This is a genomic window from Arsukibacterium sp. UBA3155 (assembly GCA_002364615.1).
Lineage (GTDB): Bacteria > Pseudomonadota > Gammaproteobacteria > Enterobacterales > Alteromonadaceae > Alishewanella.
Map to the genome: position 1 here is coordinate 105,520 of DEYP01000018.1, position 23,490 is coordinate 129,009.

Below are 23,490 nucleotides of genomic sequence, written 5' to 3' on the forward strand. Positions count from 1 at the left end.
TCTGTTTACTGATACAAATATTTAGTAAAGAGTAAGTCTTTGATGATGGTGTCACCGGTTTCTTTTTTCAGCACTTCCTGCAGTCGGGTCAGAATCGATGTCCGGATTTCTTCCCTTCCGGTAAGCGATTTCACTTTATCTTCAGTTTGTTTGCTCAGAATGCCAATAATGGTGTCGAGAATAAGCGGTTCATGATGTTCAATGGCTGTAAGAAAACGTTTGTCGGTTACCATTAATTCAACAGTCACCCTTACATAACCCAGACTGCGCCGGTTTCCTGAAACATAATTGGTGACAATATCCGGGTCAAAGCCATAATAAACAAATTCGGCTTCCTGCTGTCTGGCACTCGCTGCTGACGGCACCATAAGTAAAGCAGTGAGTATAAAAACGAAAAATTTCATGTTGCCCTACCTTAGGTTGTCTCGGGGAATTCTTTGTTAACCTTAGTGTTTTACCGCATGCTTTACCAGTTTAATTATGCTGTCGCGAACGTTTTTTTCAGCTGAAAAGGTGGGCCGAACTTGCTATCATTTGGCCATATTATCGCAATTTGAGTATTTGAGTGACCAAGCCCGCTATTTCATTAGCTTCTGACTGGCAATTGGCCAGTGCTGTCACGTTACCACCTGTGCTTGAAGCCTGGTTGCTGGAGCCCGCCTCCCTTACTGCACGGCTGAAAAGTCGTACCCGCCATTTTCAGCTGCAGGTGCTGCAGCAGCTAGAGTATGCCTTACCCGAATTTATCACGCCGTTGTTACCTGGTATTAAGCAGGCGCAATGTCGGGAAGTATTAATGTCGTGTAATCAGTTGCCTTGCATCTATGCACAAAGCTGGCTGCCATTAGCAACCTTAGCTGCGCTGCAGCCGCTGGCTCAACTTGGCAACCAGCCTTTGGGAGAAGTCATTTTTCAGCAGCAACATGTCAGCCGCGGTGAAATAGAGGTGGCAAGGGTACGGTTATCGCATCCTTTGACAGCAGCTGTCGCATCCGGTGAGTACTGGGCCCGACGTTCTGTTTTTACCCTATCGGGTCAGCCACTGCTGGTCGCTGAAGTGTTTCTGGATGGTGTTTTAACATTATGAAATGGCAGCTTAGCTGGCAGCGCTGGTCAGAATATCGACTGCTAATGCGTCTGGATAAACCAATTGGCATTTATTTATTATTATGGCCCACCTGGTGGGCTCTCTGGCTTGCCAGCGGCGGATTCCCGGCTATCAGTATGTTGCTAGTTTTCAGCATGGGAGTCGTACTGATGCGCTCCGCTGGCTGCGTAATAAATGATTATGCTGATCGCAACGTTGATGGACAGGTAGCTCGCACTGCGATGCGCCCGTTGGCCCGAGGTAGCGTTAGCGCCGCAGAAGCATTGCAGTTATTTGCCGTGCTTGTTGCACTAAGTGCCAGCTTATTATTGTGGCTAAACTGGCAAACGATGCTGCTGTCGTTGGTCGCGTTATTGTTGGCAGCTATTTATCCGTTTATGAAGCGCTACACCCATTTACCGCAAGTCGTGCTGGGGGCCGCCTTCAGCTGGGGCATGCCCATGGCGTTTATGGCAATTCAGGAGCAGTTGCCAGCCTTGGTCTGGTGCCTGTATCTGGCCAACTTATGTTGGACAGTAGCTTACGATACTTACTATGCCATGGTGGATAAACCGGACGATGTAAAGGCAGGAATCAAATCAACCGCTATTTTGTTTGGTAACCACGTACTTACCATCATTGTGCTGTTGCAGCTTTCAACCCTGCTGTTACTGGGTTATGTTGGAGTTTTGGCGCAATTAAGCCTGGTGTATTACGTAGCGCTGGTATGCAGCAGCCTGGTTTTTCTATATCAGTTCAGGTTAGCTGTACAAAGCCGGGCCGGTTGCTTTCAGGCGTTTTTAAATAATCATTATGTTGGATTACTGGTGTTCAGCGGTATTGCCTTGCATTACTATAGTAGTGGCGGTTAACCGCGCGTTTGCTCTATAACTTATTACAGGTATCCAGGATGAAGCACCCCATTTTTGCTGTTTTATTATCACTATTCACCGTAAATGCCTGTGCTGAACCCGAGCCTATCCAACGGATTAGTTTTCCAATAGCTAATATTCAGATTGCTGATATCAAACGTCAGGTACAGCTGGCGGATACGCCTGAGCTTCGCGAACGTGGCCTTATGTTTCAGCAAAGTGCCGAGCCAGGCATGTTATTGTTGTACCCTGAGCCGAGGTTTATCAGCCTGTGGATGCGCAATACCGATTTAGCCCTGGACGTGGCGTTTATTGATCCGCAATGGCGAATTATAGCGATAAAACCGCTTCATCCACTGGACGAGACACCTGTATCCACCCCGGCTGCAGCGCTGGCCGCGCTGGAAATGCCACGAGGCTGGTTTGCGAAGCACAATATTGAGGTCGGGCATACGCTAACAGTGATCCGCTAAACTAATTAGCCGTTAGGCGAATAAGCCACTTCACCGCTTTAACTTAGCGGCTGGGATCAATAAATCCGTTAATACTATTATTATGACGGAACCAGCCGGCAATACTGTAGCGCTCATCAATTGCAGGCAGTACCTCATGAGCAAACCGCTCACTTTCAAATAGTACCAGGGTACCTGCCTGTGGCGTAATACGCGTCAATATGGCGTCATCTGGCCCATACAGGACTAACTCTCCGCCAACCGCAATATTATTTAAATAGCTTACCGTCGTCAGCACTCTATTGGAGCGGCCGCTGAAGGCATCAAAATGCTTTTGATAAAAGTCACCGTGCTGATAGCGGGAAAAATGACATTCAAAATCAAATAAACCCAAAAAGTACTGTCGATTCAATTGCAACTGTAATTGGCGCATTATCTGCAAGTAGTCTTGCTGGGCATTGCTTTTGGCGTCAAACCAATGCGTTTTATCACGGCGGATCTGCCGGTTTACCATAAAATCATTTGCCCGCCCGACACCGGCTGGCGTTAGATCGGCGTCAAAACATGCTTCATCCAGTAGCAACTGATTTAGGACGCAGGGTAAAAACGCCGGCATAACGACCCAGCCATGCTGGTAAAAGTGGCTCAGAATCTCTTCGTTATTAATCACGTTAACAGTCGGGTCTCTCTCATCATAAGACACCATCAGATCTGGCATAGTAAACTCCCCGTGACACAGGGTTGCGTTTTAAGCGGTTGCTGGTCGTCTGTCTAACAAAAAAATCTTGTCTTCAGGATAAGTAATTCAGCTTAGCAAGGTAACCACCATACTGAGCTAAAGCAACGCTATCTGCGTAACGTCTGCTAAAGTTGAATAAAACAAGGAGATCGTGATGAAAAAGTTTTTCTGGCACAAAGCCGTGCTTGCAGCGAGCCTGTCAATACTGACGGGATGCAGCCAGTCTATTTCTGATTACCAACAACTGACACCAGAGCTGGCGCTTGACCAGTTTTTTCTGGGTTCTGGCCGGGCATACGGCGTTATGCACAATTGGCGAGGTCAGCAAAGCGTGCGTTTTGTTGCCGATCTCTGTGGCGAGTGGCAGCAGGGGCAGGGCGATTTGTATGAAGTTTTCTACTTTAGCGATGGCCGGGTGGAACAGCGCCACTGGCAGTTAAGCCAAAGTGCCGAAGGCGAGATAACTGGCACTGCCGGTGATGTAGTGGGTGAAGCGACCGGTCAATTGGCTGGCAATAGTTTGTATTGGCAGTATGTGTTACGCCTGCCTTATGATGGCGATACCCTGGACGTTACAGTGAAAGACTGGTTGCATCTGGTTGATGAAAAAAACCTGATAAACCGCACAACATTGCACAAGTTTGGCTTTAAAGTCGCCGAACTTACGTTGTCGATTCAGCAACTTGATGCCAAAGCTGATTGCTCAGCCTTGAAGCAGCAAGTTGCTGAAATCGCAGCAAACTAATTTTGTTGTGTTGGGAGCTTCTCGAAAATAAGAGCAACGGTGCGGGCTGCGGCGTCCCGCGGTTGCTCCAGGTCATTCTGCTTTAACGTCCCCTCAGCAATGCCTTCCCAGATTAACCTGCGCTTGGCGGCATCAACTAAATCAATATTTACGGTGCCTACCTTATAATGCACCGTGCTAACGTCGTTGCTGTAAACCGGAAAACCAGCATAGACGATGCCACGACGATAATGATAATAACCATAATGGTAACTTGCGGTTGGCGTGCTGCGCGTTTCGGAACGGTTTGCCACATTAGAATTAAAATTAACCAATAATTGCGGGTCCGATTCTACATAACGTAACCCCCGGGCAGCCAGTTCATTACTTATGGCATCTTTAAAATGCTGGGTAACTAAAGTGGTATAGCCCGCACGATCGGTAGCTAACTCTTCAACAAAAGAGAAAGTCTGGTACTGACTAAAATTAACATCAGTGGCTTGATCAGAGCGGACGGTAGGATTGCTGCTGCAAGCTGTCAATGTCAGTGCCAGCAAAGTGGCAGTCAAAAAATTACGGTTTAGCAGTACTTTTGTACGTATGGTGGTCATCACGGATTCCTCTGATTACAGCCTGAAACATAAGACATGTATTACGTTATTAAGTTGCGTTGAGTTTAGTATGGTTTTAGCGGGGTAAAGTAAGTAAACTTTCCAGCCCCGACAATAATTTGCCCACTCTGATATTTATTAAGGCATGCAAAGTGTGTTAAAACGATTGAGGACAAAATATACAATAGCGTTAGCTATCATTCTCAACTCATATTACACTCATTGATAACGTGCGGCAGGGATCTCGGCACAACATTGATAGTATACAGCCGGGGCGGCTGTTTAATTCGAGACCAGAACATGAATGCAGTGAAAAAAAATAATAATAACAACGAGCAACAGCTCGCAGCAGAACTGGAAAATCAAGCGCAGCAGCAGCTTGCAGCAAGTCTGGCAGACTTCGGTAAACAGCTGATGAATGAGCAGCAGCAGTTATTGCAAGGCTATAGCGCGCAGATTCTGGCGAAATCGCAAAGCCAGTGGCAGCAGCGGTTAATCGAACAGGAACAAGCCTACCAGAAATTATTTAAAGACTGGCAGCAAACGAAACAGCAACTTGATTTGGCGGCGCCAGTAGCCACTACCGACAATCAGGAATTGGCTGATTTGCAGCAGAAATCCGCTGAAACTACCAGGCAAATGGCGTCCCTGGCTGCCGAGCTGAAAAAAGCACAGCAACATAATGCCTCGCTAAGTGAACGTGAAATAAGTCTTGAGCAGCAGCTGGCCGAATTAACCAAAGAGCTGGATGTTGAGCAACGCAAGACGCAGCAGGCTGAACAGGCATTGCAAAGTGCGCAGCAAAACGCCGCCGATCCTGAAGAGCTTACTCAGCTGCATTCAGAGCTCGAGCAAGCTCGTGCTCAGGCGCATGAAAGTAAGCTGGCGTTGCAACATATGAAAACCAGCTTGCAGCAACAACAGCATGAAGCGCAGCATAACGCCGAGCAATTGGCCGAGCTGACAGCAAGCTATCAGGCCTTGCAACAAACTGCAGAAGAACAAACCCAGGCACAACAGGATAAACTGCAAGCGCTGGCAATAAGTCAGCAGCAAGTCCGTGATCTAGAGCAGCAACTGGCAGAACGTAATCAACTTCTTGAAGAGCAGCAACAACAGCATGATGAGTTAAAAGCGCAACTTGCGGAACTGGAAGCTCATAGCGAAACCCTGCAAGCTCAAATCAGTGAGTTTGAACAGCATCGCAACGAGCTGGCAGATAGCAGTGCTGAGCTTGGTTCTGAGTTAACCCGTTTGCAGGCTGAGTTTGTCAATATCAACGAGATGTTGACGCACAGCCAAAGCCGCACTAAGAAATTGGAAGGTCAGTTAGACCATGCGGTAAACCGGCAGCAAGCGGCCGAGCAAAAGCAGCAATACGAAGCCGATCAAAGCCGGGAAATGATTCGGCAGCTGCGCTCGCAACTTGCTGAGCAGGATGAAGTGAATCAGCAGCATACCAGCGAGTTGGAACAGAAAATTATGGAATACAAGCTTAAGTTTGAATACGCCCAGAAACAACTGGCCGTATCGGGTTAAGGCTAGCCTTTAATCCGCTCAGGAGTGGTATGAAACAAAAAGCAAATAACTTCCAGTTGATGCGTGATCTGGGGTTTTATCAACAGGCTGCCATTGCAGCCTGTTTGCTTGAGCGCATGTTACCGAATTATCAGTTGTTTAGTGAAGTCAGTGAGTTTGGCGACGCTGCAGCGCTCAGACATATGTTGGAGTTAAGCTGGGAGTGGTTAACCGTTAAAAAAGCTAAAATTAACTTTCCCCGGCTGGCAGAGGAACTAGAGCCACTGATCCCGGAAGTTAATCATTTTCAAATGTTTGGAGTATATCCGGCAGTAGATTGTGCCACTGCGCTGGATGCGATGTTCAACGGTATCAGTCAGCAAGACAGCGGCGAATTTATTAATGTAGCCAAAATATCTCAGGCTACCGTGGCACGGCTGATTGAGCATCAAGCTGAAGATGAAGATATTACCAGTGAAAATGAGCTGAAAAAACATGTACGGGATCATCCGCTGATGGCGTATGAAATGGAGTGTCTGGCTGAACTTATTGAGCTGGTCAGCCCAATGAAGCAGATAGAGCGTGAGCAAATGCTGCTGTTAAAAGCCTGGGTGCAAGAACAGGGTCTGACTAATTTGGGTATGGAGCTAGTCTAAGACGTTTTAACCCAAAGTCGGTATGCCAGCTGCCCAGCGATCTTTTCTTTTAAAAGTTGCCAGTTAGCGGGAATGTCGGTCATCGATAATTCCTTTTCAGTTTCCAGATAAATTAAGGCATTGGCGCTAAGCCAGCCTTGCTGTTGCAACAACTGGCAACAGGGAATTGCCAGATTTTGGCGAAAAGGAGGGTCGACCAGTACTATCTGGTATTGACGGCTTGCCGGCTGTGTCAGAAAACGTAAGCAATCGTTGTTTATTACCTCGGCCTGGCTGGCATTTAAACTTGCAAGCAACCCCTGAAGCCGTTTGGCCTGAGCGGAGTCTTTTTCAATAAGAGTGGCAAAAGCGGCGTAGCGCGACAGCGCTTCAAATGCCAGGGCGCCTGAGCCGCTGAAGCAGTCAAGCACCATACTGGCAGTGATATCATGCATCAACCAGTTAAATAAGGTTTCTTTTACCCGATCAGTGGTCGGACGAAGGCCGGTAACGTCGGCGACGGGTAAACGGCGACCCCGCCACTGACCGCTGATTATCCTGACAAAGCCAGGCTGGCCAACTTTACTTTTAGCGGTTTTAGCTTGTTTCATCGTTTCCGTTTTGCCTGCGAGTTAAAGGTGATAGTATTAGCAGCAATTTTATCCTGAATACTGCCTTCGACACAAAAGCTTATGACAAAACAGAAAAATCTTTTCTCCTGGCTTGGCCTGGGTAAAAAAACACCACCAGCAGAAGCCGAACCTGCCAAAGAGTCTGCTAAATCAACACAAGATGCTCAGGCTTCCCCTGAACATACTGACCCTGAGCACGCTGCACCAGAGCAGGGTATTGCTGAACCAGCGCCAGTGCCGGTGCAGACTGAGCTCACCGCAGAGCCGTCACCAGAGCCGCCACTTGAGCACGCTGCTGAACAACCTATGGCGTCGTCTGCGAATACGTTGCTGCCGTCTGATGCCAGTAACAAGCCGCTGCCGGAATCACCGGCTAAAAAAGCCGGTTTTTTTAGCCGGTTAAAGCAAGGACTTGCTAAAACCAGTCAAAACCTGGGAGACGGTCTTGCCGGGTTATTTAGTGGCAAAAAAATAGATGATGAGCTTTACGAAGAACTGGAAACCCAGTTGCTGATGGCCGATGTTGGTATGGATACCACTCAGCAATTGATCACTCAGCTAACTCAGCATGCAAACCGTAAAGCATTAAAAGATGCCGGACTGCTATTTAACCAGTTACAACTGGACATGGCAGCACTCCTTAGTAAGGTTGAGCAACCTTTAGTCGCTAACAATGCTGCGGGTCCGTTTGTGATTTTAATGGTTGGGGTCAACGGCGTGGGTAAAACCACCACCATTGGTAAAATGGCACAACAGTTCCGGCAGCAGGGCAAGTCAGTGATGCTGGCCGCCGGCGATACGTTCCGGGCTGCGGCAGTAGAGCAACTGCAGGTCTGGGGCGAGCGTAATGCTATTCCGGTGATTGCTCAGCATACCGGTGCTGACAGTGCTTCAGTAATTTTTGATGCCTATCAGGCTGCAAAAGCCCGCAAGGTTGATATTTTGATCGCGGATACGGCCGGTCGCCTGCAAAACAAAGCCCATCTGATGGATGAGTTGAAGAAAATTGTCCGGGTACTGCAAAAAATTGATGGTGCCGCACCGCACGAAGTGATGCTGACACTTGATGCAGGTACCGGGCAGAATGCGTTAAGTCAGGCAAAGTTATTTAATGAAGCGGTACCGTTGACGGGGATCACCCTGACTAAGCTGGACGGCACTGCAAAAGGCGGTGTTATTTTTGCCATTGCCAACCAATTTACGGTACCTATTCGTTATATTGGTGTTGGTGAGGCTATCGACGATTTACGCCAGTTCAACAGCCAGGATTTTATCAAAGCCTTATTTAGTAAGGAACACTAACCATGCTGCAGTTTGATCAGGTCAGTAAAAGCTATCCGGGTGGTTTCGTCGCGTTGGACAGAATCAGTTTTCGGTTAGAGAAAGGTGAAATGGCGTTTTTGACCGGCCATTCTGGTGCCGGAAAAAGCACCTTGTTAAAACTGATTAGCCTGATCGAACGACCCAGTGCTGGCAGGGTATTAATTAACGATATTGAGTTAAGCCGGATTAAACGCAGCCAAATCCCTTATGTAAGACGTGACGTTGGCATTATCTTTCAGAACCACCGTTTGCTGATGAATCATACTGTTTTTGACAATGTCGCATTGCCTCTGGTGATAGAAGGCTTCACCGGCAAAGAGATGGTAAAACGGGTGCATGCAGCGCTGGATAAAGTGGGGTTACTGGATAAAGTACGATGTTTACCCGCCACCTTATCAGGTGGTGAGCAACAGCGGGTTGGTATTGCCAGAGCTGTGGTAAATAAGCCGCCATTATTGCTGGCAGATGAGCCGACCGGAAACCTGGACCCGGATTTGTCAAAAGACACCATGCGGGTATTTGAGGCATTTAATCAGGTTGGCGTATCGGTATTGGTGGCCACCCATGACCTGGGGTTGGTGGCACGAATGAAATATCGCACCCTGACCTTAAAACAAGGTCGAATGATTAACGATGGCTTGTTGCAATATCAGGAGCCGGTATGAGTATTCTGTTTACCGGACGGGCAACCGGCGCGGCAGCTAAGAAAATAGGGTTATTACGACGTTTTATCATGTTCTGGCTTAATCATGCTCGCCAGGCAGTAGCAAGCCTGGGTGAATTATGGCGAACACCGTCGGCATCTATTTTAACCATTGCCGTGCTGGGTGTTAGCTTAACACTTCCGGCCACCTTGCACCTGCTGGTGAAGAATATGCAGCAAATTAGCAGCAGTTTTACCCAGGCAGCGGAAATAAGTTTGTATATTCGAGATCAAACCCCGGCGAATCAGGTGCAAAGTCTGGTTACGATTTTACAGGCTGATCGCGATATCGCACAGGTGATTTTCGTCAGCAAGCAACAAGCGATGACGGAATTTCAGGCAATATCAGGTTTTGGCGCGGCACTGAATTATCTGGATAGTAACCCACTGCCCGATCTTATCCGGGTATTACCGAAGAATACTGCTCCTCAGGCAGCGGAAACGCTGCTCGAACGATTGAGTGCTGAACGGGTGGTTGAGTTTGCCAAGTTGGATATTGACTGGCTTACCCGGTTAAATGCGATTGTCAGCATGTTGCAACAAGCGGTGGCTATTATCGCCTTACTGTTGTTAAGCGCTGTGTTACTGATTGTCGGTAACACTATCCGCTTGTCTATCATGAATAAAAAAGACGAAATTGAAGTAATGAAACTGGTTGGTGCAACAGATGCTTTTATCCAACGCCCTTTTTTGTACACGGGGGTTTGGTTTGGTATTTTTGGTGGTTTGCTTGCGTTTCTGGTAGTAGAGCTAATGTTATGGTGGCTGCAGAGTGCGATCAGCAATGTTACTGCGCTCTACCAAAGTGATTTCAGCCTGAAGGCAATGAGTTTCAGTGAGTTTCTGGCCTTACTGCTGATTGCGGTACTGCTTGGGCTGGCAGGGTCCTATCTGTCAGTGCGCCGACATATCAGTGCCATTGAACCTACCGGTCCTTAATAATAAATAATTATTAAAGAAATACTTTTAGAATAACCAAATCTCAAAAACTTATGATCGACAATTAGCACTCTTGCGTAAAGAGTGCTAATATCCATCTATTCGATTGAAACAGGATTGGCAAAACATGACAACCATAGCAGATAAAGCAGAATTCATGCCGCTTACCGTCGCAGCCAGTGGCAGTCTTGAGGCATACACTCATGCTGTAAGTACAATACCGATGTTAACAGCTGAGCAAGAGCGTAATTTAGCTGAACGTCTGCAGCAAGATGGTGATTTGAAAGCAGCCCGTCAATTGGTGATGTCTCATTTAAGGTTTGTAGTACACATTGCCCGCAGCTATTCAGGCTACGGTTTACCCATTAGTGATTTGGTGCAAGAAGGCAATATCGGTTTGATGAAGGCTGTTAAGCGCTTCGACCCCACTGTTGGTGTGCGCCTGGTATCTTTTGCTGTGCATTGGATCAAAGCCGAAATACATGAGTTTGTATTGAAGAACTGGCGCATTGTTAAAATTGCCACGACTAAAGCACAGCGAAAGTTATTTTTTAATTTGCGAAAAGCAAAAAAGCACCTGGGCTGGTTCAACCAGGACGAAGTGAAGCATGTTGCCGAGTCGCTCGGTGTGGCAGAACATGAAGTTCGGGAAATGGAATCCCGGATGAGTAACTACGATATGCCGTACGACGCGCCGGACGAGGACGATGATTCTGCCTATACCGCGCCGGTTTACTATTTGCAGGATAAGGCATCTGACCTGGCTGTTCAGGTTGAAGACGAGCAATGGGACACTGCTGCAGCGGATCGGTTGCAAGCGGCAATGCGCACGCTGGACGATCGCAGTCAGGATATTGTTCGGGCGCGTTGGCTGGATAATAACAAACTTACGTTGCAGGAGCTGGCAGAGCGTTATCAGGTGTCTGCTGAGCGTGTACGCCAGCTTGAAAAAAATGCCATGAAAAAACTGCATTCTGCGCTGAGTTAACGCCTTTGTCGTTAGCGTACTGACGCTAACAGCATAAAAAAAACCTGCCGCGGCAGGTTTTTTTATTCAGGCATAGCAATGGCTTATTGCGGTGCTGAAATAGCTGGAGCGGTAAAACCGGCCGCTACCACGTCATGTTCCCGTGGTAATAATGCAGATATTTTAACTAAGTCAATACCATGCTTATTTAGCAATGGCAGATTTTTTTTCAGAAACTCATAGGTTTGTGGGTAAGGGTGGCCAATAGCAATAGCTACTTTATGGCGCTGTGCTATTTGCAATAACTGGTTAAACTGGCGCTGTAAGGCAGCCTCTGACAAATCATTATCCAGAAAAACATGGCGGCTTAAGCTGGCGACACCATACTGGCGGGCATATAAGCGCGCTTTACTTTGTGGGGTCGTCAGACTGTCAACAAAAAACAGCTGGCGTTGTCGCAGATACTCCATGGTCCAGGCCATCGGCTGGTCCAGTTCGGTATATAAACTTCCCATATGGTTATTAACACCAATCGCATAGGGAATATCAGCCAACGCCTGTTGCAGGGCGTCACGCACTTGCTGGCGGCTCATATCGCGGGTTAGCGCGCCGGGACCCAGTCTCTTACTATTATTGGCTTCCATCGGCATATGCAGCATTACATCTTTTTGCTGAGCAAAAGCCAGTTGTGCTGATTTTGGACCGTACGGTGTATGGGGTAATACCGATAACGTCAGGGGATAGGGTAGGGCTACCATTTTTAAGTCGGCTTTCTGATAACCGATATCGTCAATAATAATGGCGATACGCGGTTTTTCTGCCATGACGTCTACACTAAGTAGTGCCGTCAGTGCCAGCCCAAAAAAAATTATACGCACGCGGATATTATTCCTGTTTTCCCGTTCTGCTGCCAACACATAGTGGCCAGATCATCCTGCTTTTGCCTCTATATTGGCGTATGCTACCCCTGCCCGCAAGACATTTTTAACCCTTGTTTTTGCTCAGCCAGGACAGGGGGTTAACGGCATCGCCTCTCTCTCTTATCTCAAAATACAGGCCAGCATTGGCCTGGCCGCCACTCATACCCACCAGCGCAATAGCTTCACCAGCGATAATTTGCTCGCCCGGCTGCTTCAAAATATTCTGATTATGGCCGTAAAGACTCATAAAACCCTCACCATGGTCCAGCACGATGACCCAGCCATAGCCTTTTAACCAGTCAGCATAGATTACCCTGCCATCCGCAATTGCCTGTACGGTTTTACCTTCCTGACCCTGAATTAAAATACCGCGAGATTGCATCCCGCCCTGCCGGTTTTCACCAAAACCTTGTAGTAAAGCGCCGTTAAGCGGCCAGCGTAATTTGCCTTTATTCGCTGTTAATCCCAGCAGTTCCAGGCTCCGCTGTGCTAAAGCCCGCAGCTGGTCGATGGTGTTTTGCAAACTTGTCTCGTTCTGGCGCAGGTAACTTAACTGATTACCTTGCTCCTTCAATACCTGCTGCAGTTGGCTAACCGCCTGTTGCTGCTCTGACTTGACGGCCAGCAACTGTTGCTGCTGCTGTTGCTGTTCACTGAGAACACTCACTAATTGCTGCTGCTGTTCAACCAGTTGCGTTTTAACGCTTTCGAGCTCCAGCACGGTTTTATTTATTGCTGCAAGTTGGTTTACCCGTGCCCGGTTGAAATACTGATAATACGTCAACGCCCGTTCCAGTTTCCCTGCATCCTGCTGATTTAACAGCATTCTGGTGTAGTCATGCTGGCCTAAGCTATATGCGCTTTTTAATTGTGCTGCCAACTGGCTTTGTTGCTGTTGCAGTTCAACCTGAAGCTGTTGTTGCTCGGCATTGAGCTCGCTACCACGTTGTTCCAGGCGATCAAGTTGCTGCTCCGTCTGCTGCAGTTGGCCTGAGGCTTTAGCTAAAGCCCGATCTGACTGTTGTAATTGTTGCTCTGCCTTATTAAGCTGTTTTTGCTGTTGCTTTAGCTGGCGCTCGGTTACTTTTATCTGTTGCTGAACCTGCTCAAGCTCTTGCTGCTGCTCAGCCTGCTGAAGGCCTTGCACCGGCAAACTGCCGATAAAGCAGCAGATTAGCAGCAGCCAACATGGCTGCTGGCTTGTGGGAGCTAAAAAACGTAAATTCATCAGTTGCCAGACGAGTTTTGGTTAAGTTTCATTAATACTTTACCGGTCATCTCTGCAGGTTTAGGTAGTCCCAGCAGTTGCAACATCGTCGGAGCGATATCACTTAAAATGCCGCCCTCTGTTGCTGTGGCAGGGCGACCTACATAGATCAGAGGAACAGGGCCGCTGGTATGAGCCGTATGAGCCTGGCCTGAACTGGGGTCTTGCATCATTTCTGCATTACCATGATCAGCGGTAATTAAACATTCACCGCCAACCTGCTGCAGCGCAGCCACAACCCGGCCAATACACTGGTCTACTGCTTCCACGGCTTGAATAGCCGCGGCCATTACGCCGGTATGACCCACCATATCGCCATTAGGGTAGTTGCAAATAATGACGTCGAACTCACCGCTGTGAATGGCCGCAACCAGTTTATCTGTCAGTTCAGCCGAGCTCATTTCAGGTTGCAGATCATAGGTCGCGACCGAAGGCGAGGGCACTAAAATCCGCTTTTCGCCCACAAACTCCTGTTCGCACCCACCGCTGAAGAAAAACGTCACATGCGCATATTTTTCCGTTTCAGAAATCCGTAGCTGGGTTTTGTTATGTTTAGCCAGCCATTCGCCGAGTACGTTGTTTAATGGCTCTGGTGGATACGCACAAGGCGCTTTAATGTCGGCAGCGTATTCGGTAAGCATCACAAAGCTGCTGAGTTCAGGCTGGCGCGCTCGCTGAAAACCGTCAAAGTCAGGGTCGGTAAAGGCACGGCTGAATTGCCGGGCCCGATCTGCACGGAAATTCATAAATATCAGGGCATCACCGTCGGCCATTTGTATTGGCTGGTTGTCGCCGCTAACGATGGCGGTAGCCTGCACAAACTCATCATTCTCGTCTCGCTGATACGCATCCTGCAGCGCGGCAACGGCGTTGCTGGCTTTATACTTAGCCTTACCCTGGGTCAGCAAATCATAAGCTTGCTGTACTCTGTCCCAGCGCTTATCCCGGTCCATTGCATAATAGCGGCCAATGACGGAGGCGATCTGGCCACTGCCAGTACTGGCAAAATGCTGTTCAATTTTTTCTAATGACGCTTTTGCACTGCGTGGTGGCGTATCACGGCCATCCAGAAAAGCATGCAGATAAATCGGGCCAGCACCTTGTTGTTCTGCCAGCTTAATCATTGCCAATATATGATCTTCATGGCTATGCACACCGCCTTCTGACAGCAATCCCATGATATGAAATGCTTTATTATTAGATTTGGCCGCATTAACTGAATCGACTAAAATTGGGTTATGAAAAAAGTCGCCATCCTTTATCGCTTTGGTGATTCGGGTGAAGTCCTGATACACCACCCGGCCCGAGCCAAGGTTAACATGGCCAACCTCTGAGTTTCCCATCTGGCCATCAGGCAAACCAACATCAAGACCTGAGCCGGAAATAAGGCTATGCGGATAATCTTGCCACAGCTTGTCCATTACCGGCGTACTGGCCTGGGCAATGGCATTATTATCTGTTTGTTCGCGGTGTCCCCAACCATCAAGAATTAATAATACCAGGGGCTTGTTGGGGTGATTCATACGGACTCCGGTTTTGTTTTAGCTGAACATTTAAGCAAGGCTAGTATCTTACCGCTTTTTCTAACTTTCTCCAGTCCGGATTGACCGTTTAAGGGCTGCTTTCTTACAACAAAATCGTTATACTCTGGCCACTTTAATTGGTTCAGAGTAAGAATATAACGCTATGGCGCAGTTTATCGAGTTTGTGACGAATCACCCTTTGCTGAGTTTAGCCTGGGTAGTTATTTTTCTGATAATAGTAGGCGGCTGGATAAAAGCGCGGTTTTCGGCAATCCGCCAGGTGTCCCCGACCGAACTGACCATGCTGGTAAATCGACAGGATGGCGTAGTGCTGGATATTCGCGGTGAAGAGGAGTTTAAAAAAGGCCATATCGCCGGCGCCAGGCATATTACTGCCAGTCAAATCAGCGAGCAAAAACTCAATGGGCTTGAAAAACAAAAAGATGCTCCCATTATTGTGGTATGTCAGTCAGGAATGAGTGCACCGAAAAGTGCTGCAGAGCTGACAAAACAAGGTTTTAGTAACGTCTCTGTACTGCAGGGTGGAATGGGAGCCTGGTCTGGCGCCAGCTTGCCCGTTGTTAAATTAAAGAGGTAAACATGGCAGAAGTGATTATTTACACCAAGGCATATTGCCCTTATTGTGTTCGTGCCAAAGCTTTACTTGATGAAAAACGCGTTGCTTATCATGAAGTGAAAATTGATGAGCAACCAGAGCGGCGTGCTGAAATGATTGAAAAAGCGGGCGGCCGCTCAACGGTGCCACAAATTTTTATCGGTACAACTCATATTGGTGGATGCGATGAAATGTTCGCGCTGCATGCAGTCGACAAACTCGAACCACTGTTAAACGCATAACTTAATTTAGGAATTATCATGGCCGAACAACAGGCAAACGGCGTTGCAAACGATCAGCAGGCACAGGGTTTACAATTCGCTATCCAGCGGATTTTTGTAAAGGATATTTCATTTGAAGCGCCTAACGCACCGGCGATTTTCCGTAAAGAATGGAAACCTGAAGTTAAACTGGATTTAGATACCCGCAGTGAGAAAGTGGAAGATGGTGTATATCAGGTGATTTTGTCCCTGACCGTGACCACGATGGTGGGTGAGGAAACCGCGTTTCTGTGTGAAGTACAACAAGCAGGTATTTTCTCTATAGGGGAACTAGAGGAAGCTCAGCTGGCACATATGTTAGCGGCATTTTGCCCTAATATTCTGTTCCCGTATGCCCGTGAAGCAGTATCAAGTCTGGTTAATCGCGGGACTTTCCCGCAGCTAAATCTGGCCCCGGTGAATTTTGACGCCTTATTTGCTCAATACCTGCAAAAGCGTCAAGCCGATGGCCAGGACGTTAAAGCTGACGCTTGATAATATGGACAGCGCAGCAATTGCGGTGCTTGGGGCGGGATCATATGGTACCGCCTTAGCTATTTGTCTGGCCCGTAACGGCAACGCTATTACATTGTGGGGACGTAACCATAATGATATTGCGCAGATGCAACAGCAGCGCTGTAATGAAAAATATCTGCCAGGTATTTCATTACCCGCCAGTTTAGCCGTCAGTGCTGACTTACAGGCCGTGGTGAAAAGTACCCGTGATATCCTGGTTGTCGTGCCCAGTCATGCGTTTGCTGATACTTTAAAGCAGATAAAGCCGTTAATTCCAGCGAATGCCAGAGTGGCCTGGGCTACAAAAGGTCTGGAACCTGAGACGGGGCGGCTGTTACAAGATGTCGCACGTGAAATTCTCGGCGAGCAGGTTGCCCTGGCGGTGTTATCCGGGCCTACCTTTGCTAAAGAAATGGCAGCAGGCATGCCTACGGCCATTACCTTGTCATCGGTAGATCAGGCTTTTATCAGCCGGCTGTCTGACTTATTACACTGTGCAAAAAGTTTCCGGGTATACACTAACCCTGATTTTATCGGCGTTCAGCTTGGCGGTGCGATTAAAAACGTAATCGCTATTGGTGCTGGTATGGCAGACGGCATTGGTTTTGGTGCCAATGCCAGGACAGCGCTGATCACTCGTGGACTGGCGGAAATGAGTCGGTTAGGCTGTGCTTTAGGTGCCCAGAAAGATACCTTTATGGGGATGGCAGGGTTAGGTGATTTAGTGCTTACTTGTACCGATAACCAGTCGCGTAACCGTCGTTTTGGCTTGCTATTGGGCCAGGGAAAAACGGTTGACGATGCAATGGCATCTATAGGGCAGGTAGTAGAAGGGTATCGTAACGCTAAAGAGGTCTTTAATCTGGCGCAGCGGGTAGGTATTGAAATGCCTATATCAGAGCAAATCTATCAGGTGCTATACCAGAATAAAGATGTGAAGCTGGCAGCAGTCGATTTGCTTGGCCGGGAAAAACGTGACGAAGTTAACTAGCCGCTTTTTTTATTAATTTACTTTCTTTTAGCAGCAATGCCGGAATTTCGCTTGCGGGCACGGCTTTGCTGAACAAATTTCCCTGCAACTTATCGCAACCCATTACATGCAAAAGGTAGGCTTGCATTTCATTGTCAATACCACTTGCAGTGACTTCAAGCTGCAGGTAGCCGGCCAAGCGGATCAAACTGGCGGCTATGTTGCGTTGTTGTTCTTTTTGTTCCATTTGCTGGATCAGGCTGCGGGCAATTTTAACGCCATGCAGCGGTAGCTGACGCAAAGAGGTCAGCGAAGAGACACCATCACCAAAGTTATCCAACACTAAATCAAATCCTAAATCATTTAATGTTTTCATTTGCTGCTGCAGGTTTGCCAAGGGTTGCTGAAAAATCCGTTCGTCCAGTTCCAATGTAAAGTAGCTGGCCTGGAGTTTATGTTGCTGTAGCGTTTCACTGAAAAACGCGACAAAATTGGTCTGCTCAAAGTGCTGTACGGAAATATTTAACGCTATCCTGCCCCGAAGCTGATTTGTCTGCAGCCAGTGCTTCACTTGCTGGCAACATTGACGAAATACTAACCTGTCTAAGGCGACAATCATGCCGCTTTGCTCTGCCAGTGCCAGAAAGCTATGCGGTTGCATGATGCCCCGTTTCGGATTATGCCAGCGAAGCAATGCTTCATAGCCAACAACCCGGTTACTACTGATACTTAGCTGGGGCTGAAAGTACACTGTGAAGTCATCCTGCTGCAGACTTTTGCTAAGTTCAGATTGCAGCGTCAGGTATTCAGTAGCGTGCTGTTGCAGGCGATTGTCAGCAAAATAAAACTGGCTGGTTCCACTTCTGGCTGCAATTTGCACTGCACGCTCTGCGCTGTGAATAAGGGCGCTTGCATCTGCGCCGTCTTCCGGGAATCGACTGATACCGATACTGGCATATACCTGATGCAGATTACGGCTGAAATTAAACTGGTTTATTTGGACCAGTATCTGGTGTGCCAGCTGGTTAAGGGGCAGTTCAACCGGCAACGCGCACAGGTGCGGTGCAGCTAAAATGGCAAAGCTATCACTACTGTAGCGACCCAGGGTAAACTGGGGGGCAATCGCCTGGCGTAATCCCTTTGCGGCTTCTGCTATCAGGTTAGCACTGCTTTGTCCGCTTGCCATAGGCTCAGAGCCCAGTATCTGATTAAACTTTATCAGCAGTAATGCCGTTGTCGGGTGCTGATTATTGCAACAGGCAATATTGGTAGCGAGTTGCTCTTCCAGCATAATACGGTTTGGCAGGCTGGTAAGAGGATCGCGTGTCAGGTTGTTAAGTTGTTGCTGATCGGCTCTCTTTCGTTCAGTAATATCCTGAGCGACCAGCAGGTAGCGGGCCGCTGGCCATGCCTTATTATCGCTTTGAGCAATGGTCAGGCTTACCGCAAGCAAATCGTTTTTCAACTGCCACCACACTTCTCCTTGCCAGCTTCGCTGCTGTTGTAACACTTGCTGAATATCCTGCCAGGCTTTTTTCTTGGCTGGCGCATCGAAATACATGCTATGACAGAGATTTTGTCGTTCAGTGAGATTCTCAAGTGCACTACTGGCAATAAGCAGTTGGCAGTCCTGATCAAGCACTGCAACTAAAGCACGGGTATCGTTCAACAGTTGGCGTATTACCTGTTGTTGCGCCTTCTGTCGGTGCCGCAGTTGGTGTAAACGCCAGCCAGCTGCAGCGCCAGCAATAATAACGCCGGTAATAAAGCTTAACAACAGAATAGAAACAGGGGTAGCTGAGAGCCCGGCAGCAATACGTGCCTGGGCCGGGAGGGCCAGCAACAGGGCGAAAACACACAGCCAACCTGACAGTGGCATAACAAATACGTCCTTGTAATGTACACAATACGGCTTAAATATAGCTGGCATAACTGCTTTTAAGCAAATTATATGACGATATTTTCGCCGGCGCATACTGATTAACGTCTTTTAATAAGACGGCGCAGCGTGTAAATTAAGCCCCTTTGTGACATGGGTGCCAGCATTATGTTTCATATTGCCTTGTTTGAACCGAAAATAGCACCTAATACCGGAAACATTATCCGCTTAGCGGCTAATACGGGGTGTCGGTTGCATATTATCGAGCCAATGGGGTTCGATTTCGAAGAAAAAAAGCTGCGACGAGCCGGGCTTGATTATCATGACCTTGCGAATGTTATTCGTTACCCAGATTATCAGGCATTTGCCAGGGCAATGGCTGACAAGCGGATCCTGGCACTGACCACTAAGGGCAGCCAGCCTTATCAACAGCAGCGTTTTCTGGCTGATGATGTGTTGCTTTTTGGCTCAGAGACGGCAGGGTTATCAGATGCCGTACGCGATACTATTCCACCAGAGCATCGGATCCGGGTGCCGATGCAGCCGGGAGCCCGCAGCCTGAATTTGGCAAACACCGTGGCGATTGTTTGCTATGAAGCCTGGCGACAACATGATTTTGCTGGTGGGATTTAACGTGCTACTTTTGAGTAATGCTATGCTCAGTAAGCCCTTCAAGAAACTGGTTGATGGCAGCAATGGCGAGCTGACGGATCTGATCCTGCTCCATCCAGATTTCATGATGCGCGCCCGAAACTATGGTTTTTTGCTTGTATAGCGCCCTGGGTAAACGAGCAAACCAGCTATTTTGAGCGCTGTTACTCACAATTTGGTCGTCAGCTGCCTGAAGCAGTAACACTGGCAAGCTAAACGTTGGCGCCTGAACGTGTATTCTGGTCATAGCGCTGATTGCCTGAGTAAGCCAGGCCCAGCTGACGCCTCCTAACTGACTCTCGGGGTACTGCTGGTAAAGCTGTTGCAGCCAATGATACCTGGTTTGGCTATGCGTCAAACGGTTGCCCGAAAAGGGCTTGCTCAGATAAGCCGTTTGCCCGGGGAAATAGTGTTCGTTCTGCCATTTTAACTTTGCCCTTAGCCAGCTAAAACCGGCAACCAGCCGGGTTGCCAGGGGAGATGGCACCGGCCCGGCATCCAAACCAAACATGGGTGAGCCAAAAATGGCGGCGAGAAAGGGGTGTGAATACTGCTGTAAATAACAACAAGCGATGGCGGCACCCATTGAGTGTGCCAGCAGCAAATGCTGGTGATGTCCTGTCGGCTGAACTATCTCGGTAACAAACTGGTTGAAGTCACTTACATAATCCTGAAAATCGGCAACGTAACCCAGATGAGGGTCGGTGTGTAAACGAGCCGATTGTCCCTGACCACGGTGATCAATAATAAATACACTATAGCCTGCAGCAATAAACTCCTGCATTAATTCAATATACTTTACAGCCATTTCAACGCGGCCGGTACTGAACACCACAGCTTGTGACCGGGTTTCTGTCAGATAATAACTGTAACTCAGCCGGGTCTGATCATTGCTTATCAAATCTGCATGAGTAAAGCGTTGCCACAGCGGCAGCAACTGGCGTTGCCAGTGTTGCGAAAAGGTATTTTCCGCCATGGCGGCGTTTATTGGCGGTATCATATCGGTGAAGTTGACTCAGTCGTGGTTCCTGAAGTTGTCATTAGCGGCAGTTGTACCCGTAAACCTAAACCAGGGTGCAGGTTAAAGGCATCGACCGTGCCATTATGCTGATGAATAATTTTGGCAACAATAGCCAAACCCAGGCCAGTACCACCGGTTTGTGATGTACGACTGTCACTTACCCGGTAAAACGGTTCAAATATGGCCGTCAGTTCAGCTTCAGGCAGGCCAGGGCCTTCATCACATATTTGCAGGATAATCTGTTCTGGCTGATGCTGCAGACTAAGGCGGATAACGCTATGCTGCGGTCCGTACTTAATCGCATTGCGTAATATATTCTCTAGTGCCCGGCTAAGCAACCGGCCATCGGCATTCAGCCATAAGTGGTCGGGTGCGTTAAGCTGCAACCGCTGCTGTTTATTGTCCGCCTCCACCTGGTTTAGCGCGATAAGTTCTCTTAGCATCGCGGTTAAGTCGCAAGGACAGATATCCAGTTGATACTGACCAGCGTCCAGCCTGCTAAATGTTAGTAGTTCATCCAGCATGGCATCAATTCGCTCCAGCTCCTGTTTTAATCTGGGTAACTGTTGCAGGTTCTGTTGTTGCTCGGCCAGCCCAAGGGCGAGTTGGGCCCGGGTAAGCGGAGAGCGCAACTCATGTGATATATCGCGTAGCAATCTTTGCTGGTTTTGCAGTAAATCACTTATCCGCTCTGCCATGGTATTAAAGCTTCGACCCAGTTGGCCCAGCTCATCGCGTCGGGTTGCCAGCCGGCTGACCCGGCTGTGCAGTTTACCGGAAGCAAAAGACAAGTTTTGCTGCAGCAACTCCTTCAGGGGTCTGGAGATAGACACCGCCAGAATCAAGCTGGCGCCAGCGGATACGGCCAGTAGCAATAACACCAGCAGCGGTTCAGATAAAGCCCGCAGGCTCCACCAGGGTTGTGGAGGGCGTTGTCTTAGCTGATACAGCGCCAGTTGCTGGCCTGCAACCTCTATGACAAAAGGGCCGGCTACATAGATATTCTGATGACGTAATAAGCGAGGCCGATTCAGCTGGGCCAGCTCGGTTAGCCAATGGGGATCAAGACGTGCCGGCAATTCCTGAGGATTGAGCAATTGCTGATTGTCATTATTAACCACCAGCCAGCGGCTGCGGTTATCCCGGGCGAGTTGTTGCATCAGACTTGCCCGATTAACACTTCGGGCCAGCGGGGCCAACTGACTTTGCAGTTGACGGTTAAGTGAAGTGGGTAGGCGCCGAATATCGGTAGGGTCGGTCAGGCTGCGGGAAATGAGCAGCGTTAACACCACGGTCAATAGCAACACTAACCAGAACCAGACAAAAATACGTCCGGCCAGAGAATTAATCGGGTTTAACCAGCGCAGCATCTTTAGGTGTTCCCGTGTAAAAACAAGTAACCACTACCACGCAGGGTCTGAATTTTTTCATCACTGGCAAACTGGCTGAGTTTTTTCCGGATATTACTGATATGCATGTCCAGGCTGCGATCGTAAAGTTGCAGCCGACGTCCCAGTACCTGTTGGCTCAGTGTTTCTTTGCTCACCAGCTGGCCAGCCTGGCGCATTAACATTTCCAGTAACTGGAATTCGGTTGCTGTCAGATTTACGTTGTGTTCCTGACAATGCACCTGACGATTTTGTGGATTAAGCGTTACCTGATTTACTTTAAGTAACTGCCCAGCCGGGTGATTGTCATGGTGGGCAAATTCTACGCGTCGTAATATGGCTTTAACTCTGGCTTGCAATTCCCGGGGGTTAAAAGGTTTAGCCAGGTAGTCATCTGCGCCTAATTCCAGGCCAATGATCCGGTCAATATCTTCGCCCCGGGCTGTCAGCATTAGAACCGGACAATAATTATCGCTGCGAAGTGCTTTTAACAAGCTCAGACCATCCAGAGAGGGCAGCATTACGTCCAGCAATACCAGCTGATAGTTACCGGTTTGTGCTTTTTTAAGACCACTAAGACCATCGTGCACCATATCAAGCTGGTAGCCATCCAGTGCCAGATAATCGGCAACCAGCTGACACAACTCAATATCATCATCAATTATTAAGATAGCGGCCATATCGTTTCCTTTTTGTTCAGTGTATTCCGTGCAGCTTCTGCTGCCAGCGTCTTTACTGAACCTTTACGTCGGCTTTGCATTACTTTGCGTTTAAGCCGCTAAGCTATCAGGGTCATAATCACGGAGTATAAATGATGAAAGCAACTACGTTAATCGTTATAGCAACCAGCCTATTACTGGCAACCAGCTCTGTTACTGCAGGGCATCATAGCAAGCCTGAGCAGGCTGACAAGTCTTACCCGTCAGCACGCAATGGTTTTTCTTACCACAAAATGCTGGCCAGTATTGAGCTTACCCCTGAGCAACAGCAACAATTACAGCAGTTAATGAAAGCACACCGTGCCGACAAACCTGAACGACAGCGGGATAACAGCCAGCGTGATGCCATGCGCCAGCTATTACAAGCAGATTATTTTGATGAAGTGGCAGTTACAGCGTTACTGCAACAGCACCAGCAGCAGCGCCTCGCAAACCGGGTAGCGCAGTTAAAGTTGCGTCATCAGATCCAGCAATTGCTGACACCGGAACAACGACAACAACTGGCTGAGAAACAGCAGCAACGCAAGCAACACAGGAACATGCAGCAAGGACATTAAG

The 23,490-nt window shown here is 48.3% G+C and carries 27 protein-coding genes; 16 read left to right on the forward strand and 11 right to left on the reverse strand.

Features of this window, described 5'->3' with window-relative positions; translation table 11 throughout:
• Window positions 1-5 precede the first annotated feature (5 nt).
• Entirely contained in the window at window positions 6-404 is a 399-nt protein-coding gene (locus B2X65_RS08150) for a flagellar basal body-associated protein FliL (protein ID WP_290611845.1), read from the reverse strand.
• Window positions 405-565: 161 nt separating this feature from the next.
• Here B2X65_RS08150 and B2X65_RS08155 point away from each other — a divergent pair, with 161 nt between their 5' ends.
• From B2X65_RS08155 to B2X65_RS08165, 3 genes are read left to right on the forward strand one after another with little or no spacing between them, the layout of a single operon-like run.
• Complete coding sequence (locus B2X65_RS08155; protein ID WP_290611846.1) at window positions 566-1,087, forward strand: chorismate--pyruvate lyase family protein; 522 nt, start codon at window positions 566-568, stop codon at window positions 1,085-1,087.
• On the forward strand, window positions 1,084-1,959 hold the full coding sequence (gene ubiA / locus B2X65_RS08160; RefSeq protein WP_290611847.1) for a 4-hydroxybenzoate octaprenyltransferase: 876 nt from the start codon (window positions 1,084-1,086) through the stop codon (window positions 1,957-1,959). The genes B2X65_RS08155 and ubiA overlap by 4 nt, the downstream gene beginning before the upstream one ends.
• A gap of 38 nt (window positions 1,960-1,997) precedes the next feature.
• Window positions 1,998-2,432, forward strand: a complete 435-nt coding sequence (locus B2X65_RS08165; RefSeq protein WP_290611848.1) for a DUF192 domain-containing protein — start codon at window positions 1,998-2,000, stop codon at window positions 2,430-2,432.
• Between the two features lie 43 nt (window positions 2,433-2,475).
• Here the strand turns inward: B2X65_RS08165 and B2X65_RS08170 are convergent, their stop codons facing one another.
• Window positions 2,476-3,129, reverse strand: coding sequence for a 2OG-Fe(II) oxygenase (locus B2X65_RS08170; RefSeq protein WP_290611849.1), 654 nt, complete (start codon window positions 3,127-3,129; stop codon window positions 2,476-2,478).
• 175 nt (window positions 3,130-3,304) lie between these two features.
• Between B2X65_RS08170 and B2X65_RS08175 the strand changes: the two genes are divergently transcribed.
• On the forward strand, window positions 3,305-3,895 hold the full coding sequence (locus B2X65_RS08175) for a DUF3833 domain-containing protein (RefSeq protein ID WP_290611850.1): 591 nt from the start codon (window positions 3,305-3,307) through the stop codon (window positions 3,893-3,895).
• Here the strand turns inward: B2X65_RS08175 and B2X65_RS08180 are convergent.
• Window positions 3,892-4,485: a DUF4136 domain-containing protein gene (locus B2X65_RS08180; RefSeq protein ID WP_290611852.1), complete on the reverse strand. Its 594-nt coding sequence runs from the start codon at window positions 4,483-4,485 to the stop codon at window positions 3,892-3,894. The genes B2X65_RS08175 and B2X65_RS08180 overlap by 4 nt on opposite strands.
• 300 nt (window positions 4,486-4,785) lie before the next feature.
• On the opposite strand from B2X65_RS08180, the gene B2X65_RS08185 reads away from it, so the two are divergent.
• A complete protein-coding gene (locus B2X65_RS08185; protein WP_290611855.1) occupies window positions 4,786-6,024 on the forward strand; it encodes a hypothetical protein in 1,239 nt (412 codons plus the stop codon).
• Window positions 6,025-6,053: 29 nt separating this feature from the next.
• A complete protein-coding gene (locus B2X65_RS08190; protein WP_290611856.1) occupies window positions 6,054-6,659 on the forward strand; it encodes a YjaG family protein in 606 nt (201 codons plus the stop codon).
• Here the strand turns inward: B2X65_RS08190 and rsmD are convergent.
• On the reverse strand, window positions 6,656-7,249 hold the full coding sequence (rsmD, locus tag B2X65_RS08195) for a 16S rRNA (guanine(966)-N(2))-methyltransferase RsmD (RefSeq protein ID WP_290611857.1): 594 nt from the start codon (window positions 7,247-7,249) through the stop codon (window positions 6,656-6,658). The genes B2X65_RS08190 and rsmD overlap by 4 nt on opposite strands.
• An 81-nt stretch (window positions 7,250-7,330) precedes the next feature.
• Here rsmD and ftsY point away from each other — a divergent pair, with 81 nt between their 5' ends.
• The 4 genes from ftsY to rpoH all read left to right on the forward strand — a co-directional run bounded on the left by ftsY (window position 7,331) and on the right by rpoH (window position 11,223).
• A complete protein-coding gene (ftsY, locus tag B2X65_RS08200) occupies window positions 7,331-8,572 on the forward strand; it encodes a signal recognition particle-docking protein FtsY (RefSeq protein ID WP_290611860.1) in 1,242 nt (413 codons plus the stop codon).
• Window positions 8,573-8,574: 2 nt separating this feature from the next.
• Window positions 8,575-9,258, forward strand: a complete 684-nt coding sequence (gene ftsE / locus B2X65_RS08205) for a cell division ATP-binding protein FtsE (RefSeq protein ID WP_290611863.1) — start codon at window positions 8,575-8,577, stop codon at window positions 9,256-9,258.
• Window positions 9,255-10,235: a permease-like cell division protein FtsX gene (gene ftsX / locus B2X65_RS08210; protein WP_290611868.1), complete on the forward strand. Its 981-nt coding sequence runs from the start codon at window positions 9,255-9,257 to the stop codon at window positions 10,233-10,235. Before ftsE ends, ftsX begins: the two co-directional genes overlap by 4 nt.
• Window positions 10,236-10,362: 127 nt before the next feature.
• Window positions 10,363-11,223 (forward strand): RNA polymerase sigma factor RpoH, encoded by an 861-nt coding sequence (gene rpoH / locus B2X65_RS08215; protein WP_290611869.1) that lies wholly within the window; start codon window positions 10,363-10,365, stop codon window positions 11,221-11,223.
• An 83-nt stretch (window positions 11,224-11,306) separates the two neighbouring features.
• Here the strand turns inward: rpoH and B2X65_RS08220 are convergent, their stop codons facing one another.
• The 3 genes from B2X65_RS08220 to gpmM all read right to left on the reverse strand — a co-directional run bounded on the left by B2X65_RS08220 (window position 11,307) and on the right by gpmM (window position 14,912).
• Window positions 11,307-12,080, reverse strand: a complete 774-nt coding sequence (locus B2X65_RS08220) for a divergent polysaccharide deacetylase family protein (RefSeq protein WP_290611870.1) — start codon at window positions 12,078-12,080, stop codon at window positions 11,307-11,309.
• 106 nt (window positions 12,081-12,186) lie between these two features.
• Window positions 12,187-13,269, reverse strand: coding sequence for a murein hydrolase activator EnvC family protein (locus B2X65_RS08225; protein WP_290611871.1), 1,083 nt, complete (start codon window positions 13,267-13,269; stop codon window positions 12,187-12,189).
• 80 nt (window positions 13,270-13,349) lie between these two features.
• Window positions 13,350-14,912 carry a 2,3-bisphosphoglycerate-independent phosphoglycerate mutase gene (gene gpmM, locus B2X65_RS08230; RefSeq protein ID WP_290611873.1) on the reverse strand — a complete coding sequence of 521 codons (1,563 nt, stop codon included), beginning with the start codon at window positions 14,910-14,912 and terminating at the stop codon, window positions 13,350-13,352.
• A gap of 163 nt (window positions 14,913-15,075) precedes the next feature.
• Here gpmM and B2X65_RS08235 point away from each other — a divergent pair, with 163 nt between their 5' ends.
• From B2X65_RS08235 to gpsA, 4 genes are read left to right on the forward strand one after another with little or no spacing between them, the layout of a single operon-like run.
• Window positions 15,076-15,510, forward strand: coding sequence for a rhodanese-like domain-containing protein (locus B2X65_RS08235; RefSeq protein ID WP_290611875.1), 435 nt, complete (start codon window positions 15,076-15,078; stop codon window positions 15,508-15,510).
• A gap of 2 nt (window positions 15,511-15,512) precedes the next feature.
• Entirely contained in the window at window positions 15,513-15,770 is a 258-nt protein-coding gene (gene grxC / locus B2X65_RS08240) for a glutaredoxin 3 (RefSeq protein WP_290611876.1), read from the forward strand.
• Window positions 15,771-15,788: 18 nt separating this feature from the next.
• Window positions 15,789-16,283, forward strand: a complete 495-nt coding sequence (gene secB / locus B2X65_RS08245; protein WP_290611877.1) for a protein-export chaperone SecB — start codon at window positions 15,789-15,791, stop codon at window positions 16,281-16,283.
• Between the two features lie 4 nt (window positions 16,284-16,287).
• On the forward strand, window positions 16,288-17,295 hold the full coding sequence (gene gpsA, locus B2X65_RS08250; RefSeq protein ID WP_290611893.1) for an NAD(P)H-dependent glycerol-3-phosphate dehydrogenase: 1,008 nt from the start codon (window positions 16,288-16,290) through the stop codon (window positions 17,293-17,295).
• Here the strand turns inward: gpsA and B2X65_RS08255 are convergent.
• A complete protein-coding gene (locus B2X65_RS08255; RefSeq protein ID WP_290611878.1) occupies window positions 17,288-19,153 on the reverse strand; it encodes a putative bifunctional diguanylate cyclase/phosphodiesterase in 1,866 nt (621 codons plus the stop codon). The genes gpsA and B2X65_RS08255 overlap by 8 nt on opposite strands.
• Window positions 19,154-19,321: 168 nt before the next feature.
• Here B2X65_RS08255 and B2X65_RS08260 point away from each other — a divergent pair, with 168 nt between their 5' ends.
• Window positions 19,322-19,786: a tRNA (cytidine(34)-2'-O)-methyltransferase gene (locus B2X65_RS08260; RefSeq protein ID WP_290611879.1), complete on the forward strand. Its 465-nt coding sequence runs from the start codon at window positions 19,322-19,324 to the stop codon at window positions 19,784-19,786.
• Between the two features lie 4 nt (window positions 19,787-19,790).
• Here the strand turns inward: B2X65_RS08260 and B2X65_RS08265 are convergent, their stop codons facing one another.
• From B2X65_RS08265 to B2X65_RS08275, 3 genes are read right to left on the reverse strand one after another with little or no spacing between them, the layout of a single operon-like run.
• Entirely contained in the window at window positions 19,791-20,804 is a 1,014-nt protein-coding gene (locus B2X65_RS08265) for an alpha/beta fold hydrolase (RefSeq protein ID WP_290611880.1), read from the reverse strand.
• Window positions 20,801-22,195: an ATP-binding protein gene (locus B2X65_RS08270; protein WP_290611881.1), complete on the reverse strand. Its 1,395-nt coding sequence runs from the start codon at window positions 22,193-22,195 to the stop codon at window positions 20,801-20,803. The genes B2X65_RS08265 and B2X65_RS08270 overlap by 4 nt, the downstream gene beginning before the upstream one ends.
• A 2-nt stretch (window positions 22,196-22,197) precedes the next feature.
• Window positions 22,198-22,893 carry a response regulator transcription factor gene (locus B2X65_RS08275; RefSeq protein ID WP_290611882.1) on the reverse strand — a complete coding sequence of 232 codons (696 nt, stop codon included), beginning with the start codon at window positions 22,891-22,893 and terminating at the stop codon, window positions 22,198-22,200.
• 131 nt (window positions 22,894-23,024) lie between these two features.
• Between B2X65_RS08275 and B2X65_RS08280 the strand changes: the two genes are divergently transcribed.
• Window positions 23,025-23,489: a Spy/CpxP family protein refolding chaperone gene (locus tag B2X65_RS08280; protein ID WP_290611883.1), complete on the forward strand. Its 465-nt coding sequence runs from the start codon at window positions 23,025-23,027 to the stop codon at window positions 23,487-23,489.
• Window position 23,490: the final 1 nt, after the last annotated feature.